The sequence below is a fragment of the Sphingobacterium sp. SGG-5 genome, assembly GCF_011043525.1.
GTDB lineage: Bacteria > Bacteroidota > Bacteroidia > Sphingobacteriales > Sphingobacteriaceae > Sphingobacterium.
Map to the genome: position 1 here is coordinate 362,419 of NZ_JAAKGO010000006.1, position 13,119 is coordinate 375,537.

Genomic DNA, 13,119 nt, shown 5'->3' on the forward strand with positions numbered 1-13,119 from the left:
TTAACTATTTCTAATAAGGAATAGGGTCTTCCAAATGGAAGCGGATATTCTTTGTGTCTGTTCCTCGCTGCAGCGTTAATCTTATTTCATCTCCGGGATGGGATTGCAATTTGTTCATAATTTTGGACAAAGAGAGGTGTTTGGTCTGTATGCCATTTATTTTCAGGAGTATATCGCCTGTCTGCACGCCTGCTTGTGCTGCCGGTGAATGCTTACGGAGTCCCGCAATTTTATATCGCGGCTTCAGTACAAAATTGTATTGAAAGTTTAGTTCTTTTTTATGACCGGTAATCGGTGCCCATATTTTTGTCCAGATCATTCCGTCGTGTTTTATATCTATGCCTGCCATATTAACCAGAAAAGGCCTGTGGAACATCTTATTCTTCTTCCAGTAGATCTCTTCTCTGGCATAGTCGATCAGGAGATGAAAGCGTTGTAATGTTTGATTATCTATGGATCCTGCTCTGTCTTTTACCAGCTTGTTTTTAAAAACTGCATTTGAATCGGGATATGAAACGATGGGATAGGCCAATTCAAAAGTTCCAATACCTACTTTCCGTATTCTATTTCTTTTGCCATGAATAGCTCCATTTATACCTCTGCCTAGGTATTCCTCAACGAAAGGACGTTTAATCGTGAAATGTGGAAGCATGGATGGAAATAACGTCAACGGATCGGTGTTTCCCATGTCGATCAACATTTTCATATCCTTCCAATCCTCATCAACCTGGATTTTTGCTTGGATATACGGCCGGTCGTTTTCAATACTGATCTTGGTTTTATGGTATCCCTTGAGCGTTTTATTATAGTTATAGGAGGGTGGATAAAGTGTTATTTTTGATTTTTGGTAATTGATTCGCATCGGGAAGCTGTTGAAAAACCTGGATCCCAATATGCCATTGATAGCTACGCCTATGTCGCTGGATATATCCAGATCGTCAGCCTGGACGACATAAATCCAATGCAGGGTATCTACGGCTATTTTTCCAACGGTCATCAAATTGCCCATCGATAGGATTCCTTCAATATTATCTTCACTTCCAATGCCATGAAATGTTATTTTATTCGGGTTATGCAGATACACAGAATCTTCCGTATGCGCAAATAAAATAGTTTCTTTCACACCGGTATCCAATAAAAAGGTAAATGCCATACCGTTAATGGTAACGGGTACCAAAACGGCATTATTGACAAGTTCAAATTTGAAGGAGTGGGGCTTATCGTCTGGCAATCGAAATATGCCTTGCGCAAAGGTGCAAGGAGAAAAAAAGACAAGAAAGTATAGTATATTTCTCACGTCGCCAATCATAAATACACGAATATATCAATACCCTGTAAAGATGAGAGGCGCTTTTTTCCTTATCGATTTACAAAGGTGTTGTTTCCGACCATCGTCATGGCACAGCGGAAGCCGGTCATAGCATTCGACTCATCTTGTTGCATAAAGCGACGCGTAGCCGGATTTAACCAGTACGCCCGATCGTTCCACGACCCACCTTTATACACCCGGGATTTGTCATTGACTAACGTGGCTTTTCCATACAGTTCGCCTTGGGCTTCATCTTTGAATCCGCGAACGTCATAATCGTATGTTGTCGCATTCGGATCGGCTACGGTAGACGCCTGAAGTTCTTCCCAGCTTTGCTTCCGAGGCGCTTTTGCCGGCACCTGTATAGGACGCCCATATTTGTCTTTCGCTAGACTCAATTTTCCCCTTTCATGAAGTTTATTGGTAAAGACATGACCTCTAAAAGGGTTGAAATCTTCAAAATCTTCATAAGATAACTCACGATATACATCAGCAACCCATTCGTTGACGTTGCCTGCCATATTGTACAATCCAAAATCGTTCGGCAGATAGCTTTTTACAGGCACAGTGATATCACCACCATCATTCAAATCACCTGCTACACCCATATTGTTTCCACTTGTAATTTTGAAATTGGCCAACATGCGGCCTTGGTTGCCCCGGCTCGCGTCGCGAACACCTAGACCATTCCAAGGGTATGTACGGGCAGTCTCAATATTACCATCATACGTGTTGCCGATAAGGCCGAGTGCGGCATATTCCCATTCCGCCTCTGTGGGTAGGCGGTAAGGTTGTTTTAAGATGCCGTCTTCCATCCGCACGATACGCTTTGCATCTTTTTCAGCTCCGATACGATTGTCTTTAGGCATTTTCTTTCCATCAATGCCCTCGCCTTGAAACTGGCCATCGAGATAGATGTCAGTATTGAACGCTTGACCTGTACGTGTCTCACTTCCCTGTTCATAGACGGATTTGTAGTCTGCGAGAATACCACGTTGACGCAGGATATGTTCGTTCACACGATCTGTTCGCCAGAGACAATATGCATTGGCCTGCTCCCAAGTAACCCCAACAACGGGATAATCCTGAAAAGAAGGGTGCCGTAAGTAGAGGTTGACATAAGGTTCATTGTATGATAACGGATTCCTCCAGACCAGAGAATCTGGCAATGCCTCGTAATAGAGGCGTGCATCCTGGGGGAAATTATTTGAAATCCAAGTAAGATATTCCAACCAATCAGCGTTTGACACTTCTGTTTCATCGATATAAAAAGAAGCAATGGTTACCCTGCGCTTAAGATTGTCATGTGTATAACCCAGATCTTCATTCAAACTACCGCCCATAACGAAAGTCCCGCCTTCTATCGCTACTAGTCCGGGCCCGGGAGCCTCTTGTATTTTACGGTTGATTTGAAGACCACCATTATATGGATCATTATACTTCACACCGGTTTTGTCTGATGCATTACTCCTCGAGCTTTTACACGAGGTGAAAAGAGTTGTCAGTCCAAAAACTGTTAACAAGAAGAAAAATGTTAATCTGGAATAATTCATACAATAATTGTTGTAACCACCAAAGTTAAAAATATTTTGATACAAATTGTCAACTAAGAACGGAATAATCCTCCAAATCCTGAAGAATAAAACTTAAAAAATGTTAAATCGGTTAAATATGTCTATTTTAGCGTGCTATGAAGATTAAAGTAGGTTTTGGCTTCGATGTTCACCAGATGAAAGAAGGACATCCCTTTGTGGTTGGTGGCGTCGAGCTGGAGCATCATTCCGGTGCGTTTGGGCATTCGGATGCTGATGTGTTGGTACATGCTGTTTGTGATGCTATTTTAGGGGCAGCGAATTTAGAAGATATTGGCTATCATTTTCCGAATACAGACCCAAAATGGAAGGGAATCAGCAGTTTACTGTTGTTGGAGGAATGCGTGCGGCTGATTGCTGCACGCGGATGGACGTTGGGAAATATTGATTCCATGCTGTGTCTGGAAGCACCAAAGATCAAACCTTATATCCCCCAGATGAAAGAAAAGTTAGCGCTGGCGGCGGGTTTGGACGTTGAGGATATCTCGATTAAAGCCACAACAAATGAGACCATGGGGTTTATCGGACGAGAGGAAGGGGTCGTGGCTTATGCTGTTTGCCTATTAGAAAAGAAGTAGTCTGCTTTATTGGCTGGTGTCGGATCGGGATCTGAAAAAACGGATGGCAATGATCAGTGCGGCGAATGCTAAGAGTCCGGCTAATAGAAAAGGTGCTCCCGGAAAATAGATCGCGCTGTCTCTCCTGGAAAAATGGGAGAACAGATTGGTCATAAGGAGCGGGCCGATAATGGCGGTGAGGCTGATGACGGAAGTAATTCCGCCTTGAATCTGACCCTGCTCGTTTTGTGGGATGAGATTGGAAATATAGCTTTGAATAGAAGGACCTGCAATACCGGCGAGTACATAAGGAATGCTAATCGCATACATCATCCAGGATTCGGTTGCCAAACCAAATAAAGGGAAGGATACTGTCATTAAGGAAATTCCAATAATGATGGCCCGGACTAACCCGATCTTTGGAATCAGAATACGCATAAGTCCTGCTTGAACAATCATTAAAAGTGTACCGACAAATCCCAAGGAGAAGCCCACCAGACGTTCGGTCCAGAGGAATTTTTCCATGGTATAATACGACCATACGCTTTGTACGGCATGTGCTGCAATGTTGATGAGAAAAATACACACAATCAACGGTGTGGTAGCGGGATAAGACTTTAGATGCAAAAACGTGCCGATAGGGTTCGCCGCCTTCCAGCGGAATGGTCTTCGAAGGGCTTTGTCCAACGATTCGGGTACGACAAAATAGCCATACAAAAAATTGAGTCCGCATAAACCGGCTGCGGCAAAGAAGGGAATGCGGGAGCCGTAGTGTCCTAAGACGCCTCCGATGACGGGCCCAATGATAAAACCCAGTCCAAAGGCTGCTCCTAATAAGCCAAAGTTTTGTGCTTTGCTCTGTGGTGTACTGATGTCAGCAATATAAGCGGCAGCGACGGTGTAACTGGCTCCTGTAATACCGGCGATGAGCCTGCCGGCAAACAGCCATAAGATCGTTGGCGCAAATCCCATAAGTAAGTAGTTGATCGAAAAACCAAAAACGGAAAGTAACAAGACCGGACGGCGTCCATATCGATCGCTGAGGTTGCCTAAGACCGAAGCAAAATAAAACTGTGTAATGGCATAAGCGAAAACCAACCACCCGCCATATTGGGAAGCCTGACTGATATCCCCATGGATAAGCTCTGTAATCAGTTTTGGCATCACGGGGATGATAATTCCCAAACCTATCGCATCGATGACGACTGTGATGAAAATAAACAACAATCCCGATGCATTCGTTTTATTCGCCATATAATTAGAAAGCCGTAAAGGTATAAAAGTTTTTTAACCTACTGAAATGCGGTAATTATTAATAAATTTCCGTTAAAATAAGTAAGTTTGCAACTTTGATACAGTTGGTATGTTGTCCACTCCGGTTCGTCTGTTATATGTTTGTGTAGTGCTCCTTTTTTGTCTTTTTCAAGGCTGTAAGGGCCTGAAAAACCGTGGTACTACGTCTGAAAGCGATGGTGTGGAAACCGAGGTGGAGTACAGCTTCATGCAGAATTTTACGAGCAAATACAATATCTTGTACAATGCCAACCTGATGTTGGAAGACGAATGGGACAAGGTCTTTCACAGTGCCAATAAAAACTATCAGATCAGACAGAGCGTCTTTGATGAGCCTGTGGGAGGAAATGAAAATCCCCTTATGGATTCGCTGATTACAAAAGCATACAAGATCATTCATAAAAAGCAGGAAAGTAAGTATGTCAATGAAGCTTATTTTATCGTAGCGAAGGCGAATTATCTGAAAGGTTCGTATCATACCTCCATTGAATTTTTTAATCACCTGTTGCGGTCGGCGGCGGAGCAAAGGGAATACTTACCTTTGGCCTATGCCTGGAAATCCCGGGCTTTATTGCAGATCGGAAAAACGGAAGAAGCTAAGATCATGCTTGATTCGGCTTTTGCGACGCTGGATGATGACAAGGCAACGCGTACGTTTGTCAACGCAGCGATGGCCAACTACCTGGTTCGCCAGGGAGAGGATAAAAAAGCTATTCCGTATCTGGAATATGCGCTGGAATCAAATGCAAAACGTTTGGACAGCAGGCGATGGATGTTTCTGCTGGCGCAGTTGTACAAGGACAACGGGAACGGCCAAAAGGCGCTGACTTATTTTTCGAAGATATCACGGGGGAATGTTCCGCATGATATGGCGTTTGAAGCGCAGCTTCAGGCGTCGTTGCTCCGGGGAGCCCGATATGATCGGGTAGAAGATCAGGTGAAACCGTTGTTACGCATGCTCCGGGAAGGGAAGAACGATGGCTATCAGGACCAGATTTTGTTTCAGATCGGGGAGATGTACCTGCAACATCAAAAGCCCGAGGAGGCCGTAGCTTTCTATAAACGTTCGTTGGCTGAACCGAACAGAAATAATTATCAGGCGACCGAAACGTACTTGAAACTGGGTGACTATTACTTTGATCAGAAGCAATACTATGCCGCGCAGCTGTACTATGATTCGGTGGCAACGGTCCTGCCGGCGGATTACACCGATGTGAATACGGTGCGTCGTAAGTTGAGCTATATGGGTGAAATTACGCGATTGTTTCACGACGTCATTCAGAAAGATACATTGTTGGTTATGTCAGCATTGACAGAAGCGGAGCGGGATAGTGTCGTACGTGTCTATGCGCAACGGGAATTGGTGGCAAAAAAAGCACAGTTGGCCCGGCAGCAGCAAGTGACGAAAAAGAAAGGGAGATCGGCCTCGTCTTATAGTACAGGGAATGCCACATCGTTCAATATGCTGGATCAGCAGGAAATGACGTCGGGTCCGGCTTCGGATAAAACATTTTATTTTAATAACCCGGATGAGCGGCTTTTGGGACAGACGGCCTTCAAACGGCGTTGGGGTAATCGGCAATTGAAGGACAACTGGCGGTATGAAGCAGACAATGCCGTAGCCTTGAATACCGGTGCGGCACCGACCGTGCAGCCTACGACGGAATCGAAAGAGCCGGCGGCGCTTGATGAAGATGCTTTTATCAACGCTACGGTAGAAAGATATCTTCAAGCGGTGCCAGAGACAGCATCTGCCCGTGATAGCCTGCATCAAAATATCCATGATAATTTGATAGCTATCGGTAATATCTACCGGGACAATACACACGACAATGTGGAAGCCATTAAGGTTTATGAGGAATTTCTCCGGCGGTATCCAAATACCGCGGAAGGGCCTGCTATTTATTATTCGCTGTTTCGTATGTACGAGGAAATCGACCGGAATAAAGCCGCATTTTATAAAGATCGCTTAATAGCTTTGTATCCGAACTCCCTGCATGCCAAGGTCGCAATGGATCCGGCTTATATGGACAAGTACCGCCGGGATAAAAATATCCTCGATCGCTTGTTTGAAAGATTGTTTGATCTTTACGCCAGCGGAGATTACACCGCAGTAATCGCGGAAGCCGACCGGGAGCTTCAGGGACGGTTTGATAATTCAGCGCTGGTGGCGCAGGTCGAATATTTGAAAGCCTTGGCGATAGGTCGGGTCGGCCGGGTGGATGATTTTACGGAGGCGCTTTCGGCAATTGTCCAAAAGTTTCCTGCCGATAGTCTGGTTACACCTTTGGCGAAGGAAAATATAGCTTTTATTGGGCAAAATCCGGAATTGTTTGTCAATCGGGTCAATGCGCTTCAGGATAAAGATAAGAGTAGAGTAGCTTTTGTGGATGAACCGCACATGACGCCGTGGCCGCTGTTGACCATACAGGGCGATTACAGGACGGGTGTGGCTTTGGTGACCGAAAAACCTGTGGAAAAGAAGAACGAGGAGAAAGAAAAGGCTGCGGTGACGAAAGCACCGGACAAGGTGGAGAAAATCGCAGCATTCGAACAGCTGGAAACAACGACAAATATCGGCATTGGACAACAAAATACGGCTACTGGGAATGTGACGGCCGGTCGGAATACGATTGCAGCGGCTACCATTGAGCCACAAGCAAGCAACTACAGAGACAAAGTGCTGTTTCCGGATACGGCTGTGTATTATTTTGTCGTTAATGTGAAGAATCCTACCGTGAATCTGGCACCTAGTCGCTATGGAATAGGTCAGTTCAACCGGACACGCTATCAAAAGGCGGGAATTAACCATCAATTGAAAGTGGTAAATAGTGAAAATCAGTTGGTATTTGTAGGCCCATTTCAACATTTCGACGAAGTGAAGTCCTATGAGGCACGGATTTTGCCGATGATGGAAGAAATTATGAAAGTTCCATCGGAGATTTATAATACTTTTATCATTACAAAAGAGTTTATACCTTCGTTGGTAGATGGCGTAGCGATTACGGATTACTATCAGCAATATATTGAACAATAATTAGTTATACATACACGTAGCGTATATGAGGAGAGAACCGAAAGACAGTAAATTAACGCAGGAGGATATCAAACGATACACCCGGAATTTTTGGAAAATTCTGGTGGGATTAGTCCTATTTGTGTTTTTATTTTTGTTCAGTGTTCGTATGGGGCTTTTTGGAAGTTTACCGACTTTCAATGATTTGGAAAACCCGAACAATAATCTGGCTTCCGAGATTATCACGGAAGATAATAAGGTGTTAGGTACGTATTATGTCGAGAACAGGTCGAACGTTCGATATAGCGAGTTATCGCCTTATTTAGTTAAGGCGCTGGTTTCTACCGAAGATAAACGGTTTTATAGCCATTCTGGTATTGATTATTCCCGAACCATGACGGTTGTCTTCTATACGTTATTAGGTAACAAACAGGGAGGAAGTACCATTACACAGCAGTTGGCATTGAATCTATTTTCCGAAAGACGTGAAAAGAACACGTTGAAGCGGATTATGCAGAAGTTTCAGGAATGGATTACGGCGGTGCGGTTGGAACGGAATTATACCAAAGAGGAGATTATCATGATGTATTTCAATACCGTCGATTTCGGGTATAAAAATACATTTGGCATCAAATCGGGCGCACGGACTTTCTTTAATACGACGCCCGACAAGCTGACGGCAGATCAGGCGGCTGTTTTGGTGGGCATGTTGAAAGGAACCTATTATTATTCACCTATAAAATTCCCGGAGCGGGCGCTAAGCCGTAGGAATTTGGTGCTTCGCAATATGCTGAAAGAAAAGTTTATTACCGAAGCGGAATATGAGGAAGCAGCTGCAAAACCGTTAGGATTGAAGCTCAATGTGGTGAGTTATGGGGAAGGATTAGCGCCTTACTTCAGATCGGTGTTGAAAGATGAAATCAAGAAGGAGCTTCAGCGGCTCTCCATAACGAAAGCAGATGGTACACCGTATGATCTGGATCGGGATGGCTTGAAAATATATACGCCGATTAATTATAAGATGCAGCAATACGCTGAAGAGGCGCAAAAAGAATGGATGAAAAAACTACAGCGGGAGTTTGATAAGCAATGGCGTCGTAAAAATGCTTTTGCGGGTGATAATGCGAAACTGCTCCAATCGGGTATGAAGCGGTCGGACAGATACCGGGTGATGAAAAGTGATGGCGCACCGGAAGAAGACATCAAAAAGGCATTCAATACGAAGGTTCCGATGACAGTATTTACCTGGGAAGGAAATGTGGATACCGTAATGACACCAATGGACTCGATCAAATATAATAAGCTGATGCTTCGTAATTCGATGATGGCTATGGAACCGCTTACGGGACATATCAAAGCCTGGGTCGGTGGTGTGAGCTTTGAGCATTATAAATACGATCAGGTACGCATGGGAATTAGGCAGGTGGGCTCTACGGCGAAACCGTTCACATATGCTGTCGCAATAGACAACGGTTATTCACCCTGCTACTCCTTGCCTAACCATCAGCAAACGTACGGAGACTGGACGCCGCGGGGTTCGGTGTGGGGTGGTGATCCGATTACCTTGAAGAATGCATTGAAATATTCGCAAAACTACGCTACGGCCTATGTTATTAATGAGGTAGGCGCGGCGAATGTCGCTGCGCTGACGAAAAAAATGGGTATCACATCGAATGTGCCAAGTTATCCGTCTATCGCCTTGGGAGCTTATGAAGCTTCCGTCTTCGATATGGTGGGGGCATATTCAGCATTTGTCAATCATGGAACATGGACAGAACCCATAATGATCTTGCGTATTGAAGATAAAAATGGTACGCCGATCTATGAGCGGACACCGAAGGTGGTCAAAGCACTAAACAGTGAATCGGCTTATATTATGGTAGATATGTTGAAGGGCGTTGTGGATGGCGGTACGGGTAGCCGATTGCGCCGTAAGGAGTTCGGTGGGCTGACGAATCCGATAGGCGGGAAAACGGGTACGACGAACGACAACTCCGATGCCTGGTTTATCGGTATCACGCCGGAGCTTGTGGCTGGTGTGTGGACCGGGGCAGAAGACCGGGGTATAAGTTTTAGCAATATGCAATATGGTCAGGGTGCGGCAGCAGCACTACCAGTTTTTGGGTTCTTTATGAAGAAAGTATATAGCGATTCGTCCCTGAATTACTCCAAGGGGGATTTTCCTCTGCCGCCGGGGGGCTTGACAAAAACATTGGACTGTTCGGAATACTCCAAGTATGATGGTTACTCACCGGAAGTAGAATTGGATGACGACAGGCTGGGTTTTTAAGTTTGCTGTTCATGTTGTTGTAGATGAGTGGTTTTGATTATAAAGAAGAGTTAAAGCGGATACCGCATAAGCCGGGTGTTTATCAATATTTTGATAAAGATGGTGTGCTGATTTATGTGGGGAAAGCGAAAGATTTGAAAAACCGTGTCGGGTCGTATTTTGTGAACGACAGGCAGCTCAATGCAAAAACCAAGGTGCTGGTGCGGAAGATCAACCGTATCGCTTTTACCATTGTAGATACGGAGATCGATGCCTGGTTGTTGGAAAACAACCTGATAAAAAAGCATAAGCCTCGCTATAATGTGATGCTTAAGGATGATAAAACCTATCCTTGGATTGTTATTAAAAACGAACGTTTTCCACGGGTCTTCTGGACGAGAAAGTATATAAAAGATGGTTCGACCTATTTTGGGCCTTATGCGTCCGTAGGCATGATGCACATCGTGCTCGATACGATACGGGAACTATTTCCGCTTCGTACGTGCAACCTCAATTTATCCCCGGAGAATATTGCGAAAGGTAAATTCAAGGTGTGCCTGGAGTATCAGCTCGGTAATTGTAAGGGGCCCTGCGAAGGGCTACAGTCGGAAGAAGACTACGAGCAAAATCTCAAAGATATCCGCGATATCCTGAATGGAAAGATCGGCGTCGTGACCAACAGGCTCAAAATGCAACTGGAAGATGCGGTGACAAATCTAAAGTTTGAAGAGGCCTATGTGCTCAAGGCAAAATTGGAAAAACTGGCGAACTACCAAAGCAAGTCGACGGTTGTGAGTTCATCCATTTCCAATGTGGATGTGTTCAGTATTGCTTCCGATGAGAGCTATGCCTTCGTCAACTTTTTGAAGGTGATGAATGGTGTCGTTATTCAGACGCAAACGCTGGAAATGAAGAAACGTCTGGACGAGTCGGACGCGGAGCTGCTGGCGATTGCTATTCCGGAAATCCGAAACCGTTATAAAAGTATATCGCGGGAGATTATTGTTCCGTTCAAGCTTACGGTAGAGGGTCTGTCGGCCGATGCTAAGTTTACTATTCCCAAAGCTGGAGATAAGCGGAAGCTGCTGGAATTGTCGCTGAAAAATGTAGCTTACTTTAAGAAAGAACGACTGTTACAGTATGAAAAGCTGAATCCGGAGATAAAAACGGAGCGTATACTTCGGCAGATGCAGAAAGATCTGCGTATGAATGTCCTTCCTCGGCATATCGAATGTTTTGATAACTCCAATATCCAGGGCAACTTTCCGGTCTCGGCCGTCGTCGTGTTTAAAGATGCCAGACCTTCTAAAAAGGATTATCGGCATTTTAACGTGAAGACGGTAGAAGGGCCCAATGACTTTGCAACGATGGAAGAGGCTGTATTCCGCCGCTATCGAAGGTTGTTGGATGAGGGACAGTCTCTGCCACAACTGATCGTTATCGATGGTGGAAAAGGTCAGTTGGGGGCGGCTTTGAAGAGTTTAAAGTTGTTGGGTATTGATAAACAGGTCACGGTGATCGGTATTGCCAAACGTCTGGAGGAGTTGTACTACCCGGGGGATCAGTATCCCTTGTATCTGGATAAGAAATCGGAGACATTGAAGATCATTCAGCATCTGCGGGATGAAGCCCATCGATTTGGTATCACCTTCCATCGCAATCAGCGGAGCCGCAAGACTTTTGTCTCTCAACTTGATAATATACCTGGAATAGGGCAGGTCACTGTTCAGAAGCTGCTGAAACAATTTAAATCGGTCAAACGCATTCGGGAGACTTCGGACGAGGAGTTGATGCAGGTCTTAAATATAAAGCAGGTGCAGGCGCTTCGGGAATATTTCAGCGCTCCCTAAATGTAAGGGAGCATTAATTTTCGTATCCGAACCGCTTTAAGAGGTTCTTCTTGGTCCGCCAATCGGGGATGACTTTAACAAACATTTCTAAAAATACTTTCCGGCCAATAAACTCTTCAATGTCCTGCCGGGCGTATGTGCCTACTTTTTTGAGCATAGCGCCGCCCTTGCCGATGATGATGTTCTTTTGGGAGTCGCGCTCGACGTAGATCTCCGCAGCGATACGTGTGATACGGGGTTCTTCTTTATAGGAGGTAACTACCACTTCGGTACTGTAGGGGACTTCTTTATCGTAGAGCTTGAAGATCTTTTCCCGGATAATCTCAGATACAAAAAAACGCAGAGATTTGTCAGTGAGTTCGTCTTTTTCGTAATAAGGGGGGTGAACCGGGAGTTTTTCTTTGATGTAATCCAATAAAGGCATTACATTATGTCCCAGCAAGGCCGATACGGCAAAGATGCTGTCGGGATTCAGTTTCTCCTGCCAAAATTGGATTTTTTCTTTGACCTCTTCTTCGGAAGATTTGTCGATCTTATTGATGAGTACGGCTACGGGAGCGGATGTCTTGCGCAATTGCTCCAGTACGTCGTTCTCATCATACTTCTCGTGTATGTCGGTCATGAAGAGAACGGCATCGGCATCAATCAGGGATCCTTGTACAAAATTCATCATGGATTCCTGCAGGGAATACTTTGCTTTTATAATACCGGGGGTATCCGAAAAAATAATTTGATGGTCTTCATCATTGACAATACCCAGAATGCGGTGACGTGTGGTCTGTGCTTTGGGGGTGATGATCGACATCTTTTCACCCACTAAAGCGTTCATTAAGGTAGACTTACCTACATTTGGCTTTCCAATAATACTAACAAATCCTGCTTTATGCGCCATCTCTTGATATGTGTTTGTTTTACAAAGGAACTAATAATATTTGTTCTTTTTGTTTTTTAATTTGGTTGGTATGAGGAAAAGTGCTATCTTTGTACTCCAATCAAACGGATAACAACAATTGCTGAGCGCAAGGCACAGCATTTTTTATAAAGAAATATTGCGGGGTGGAGCAGTGGTAGCTCGTCGGGCTCATAACCCGAAGGTCATCAGTTCGAGTCTGGTCCCCGCTACTAAATGAAAAGCTGGTTAGTTGACCGGCTTTTCTTGTTTTTATCTCCACTGTACAAGTCCAGTAATGGGAATGGTCGGTAGTACGTATCAGGACTGGAAAGCCTCGTTGC

The 13,119-nt window shown here is 44.7% G+C and carries 8 protein-coding genes and 1 tRNA gene; 5 read left to right on the forward strand and 4 right to left on the reverse strand.

From position 1 onward, the window contains the following. Positions 1-10 precede the first annotated feature (10 nt). Positions 11-1,297, reverse strand: a complete 1,287-nt coding sequence (locus G5B30_RS11855) for a PDZ domain-containing protein (protein WP_165320202.1) — start codon at positions 1,295-1,297, stop codon at positions 11-13. Positions 1,298-1,359: 62 nt separating this feature from the next. Next, complete coding sequence (locus G5B30_RS11860; protein WP_317164337.1) at positions 1,360-2,754, reverse strand: SUMF1/EgtB/PvdO family nonheme iron enzyme; 1,395 nt, start codon at positions 2,752-2,754, stop codon at positions 1,360-1,362. Positions 2,755-2,999: 245 nt separating this feature from the next. Between G5B30_RS11860 and ispF the strand changes: the two genes are divergently transcribed. After that, a complete protein-coding gene (gene ispF, locus G5B30_RS11865) occupies positions 3,000-3,479 on the forward strand; it encodes a 2-C-methyl-D-erythritol 2,4-cyclodiphosphate synthase (RefSeq protein ID WP_165320204.1) in 480 nt (159 codons plus the stop codon). Positions 3,480-3,485: 6 nt separating this feature from the next. Here the strand turns inward: ispF and G5B30_RS11870 are convergent, their stop codons facing one another. Then, entirely contained in the window at positions 3,486-4,712 is a 1,227-nt protein-coding gene (locus G5B30_RS11870) for a TCR/Tet family MFS transporter (protein WP_165320205.1), read from the reverse strand. A 109-nt stretch (positions 4,713-4,821) separates the two neighbouring features. Between G5B30_RS11870 and G5B30_RS11875 the strand changes: the two genes are divergently transcribed. The 3 genes from G5B30_RS11875 to uvrC are packed head-to-tail and all read left to right on the forward strand — an operon-like array spanning position 4,822 to position 11,886. Continuing rightward, positions 4,822-7,788 (forward strand): tetratricopeptide repeat protein, encoded by a 2,967-nt coding sequence (locus G5B30_RS11875; RefSeq protein ID WP_165320206.1) that lies wholly within the window; start codon positions 4,822-4,824, stop codon positions 7,786-7,788. Positions 7,789-7,813: 25 nt separating this feature from the next. Beyond that, positions 7,814-10,057 (forward strand): transglycosylase domain-containing protein, encoded by a 2,244-nt coding sequence (locus tag G5B30_RS11880; protein ID WP_165320207.1) that lies wholly within the window; start codon positions 7,814-7,816, stop codon positions 10,055-10,057. Positions 10,058-10,080: 23 nt separating this feature from the next. Then, a complete protein-coding gene (gene uvrC / locus G5B30_RS11885) occupies positions 10,081-11,886 on the forward strand; it encodes an excinuclease ABC subunit UvrC (RefSeq protein WP_165320208.1) in 1,806 nt (601 codons plus the stop codon). A 13-nt stretch (positions 11,887-11,899) separates the two neighbouring features. On the opposite strand, the gene era is transcribed toward uvrC, so the two are convergent. Beyond that, complete coding sequence (gene era / locus G5B30_RS11890) at positions 11,900-12,778, reverse strand: GTPase Era (RefSeq protein ID WP_165320209.1); 879 nt, start codon at positions 12,776-12,778, stop codon at positions 11,900-11,902. A 158-nt stretch (positions 12,779-12,936) separates the two neighbouring features. Here era and G5B30_RS11895 point away from each other — a divergent pair. After that, positions 12,937-13,008 (forward strand) — tRNA-Met (locus G5B30_RS11895). Positions 13,009-13,119 lie beyond the last annotated feature (111 nt).

Excerpts from the sequence above, each read along its gene's own strand:
- G5B30_RS11880 (WP_165320207.1), top strand. The coding sequence starts at position 7,814 with ATGAGGAGAGAACCGAAAGACAGTAAATTAACGCAGGAGGATATCAAA.
- uvrC (WP_165320208.1), top strand. The coding sequence starts at position 10,081 with ATGAGTGGTTTTGATTATAAAGAAGAGTTAAAGCGGATACCGCATAAG.
- G5B30_RS11870 (WP_165320205.1), bottom strand. The coding sequence starts at position 4,712 with ATGGCGAATAAAACGAATGCATCGGGATTGTTGTTTATTTTCATCACA.
- ispF (WP_165320204.1), top strand. The coding sequence starts at position 3,000 with ATGAAGATTAAAGTAGGTTTTGGCTTCGATGTTCACCAGATGAAAGAA.
- era (WP_165320209.1), bottom strand. The coding sequence starts at position 12,778 with ATGGCGCATAAAGCAGGATTTGTTAGTATTATTGGAAAGCCAAATGTA.
- G5B30_RS11875 (WP_165320206.1), top strand. The coding sequence starts at position 4,822 with ATGTTGTCCACTCCGGTTCGTCTGTTATATGTTTGTGTAGTGCTCCTT.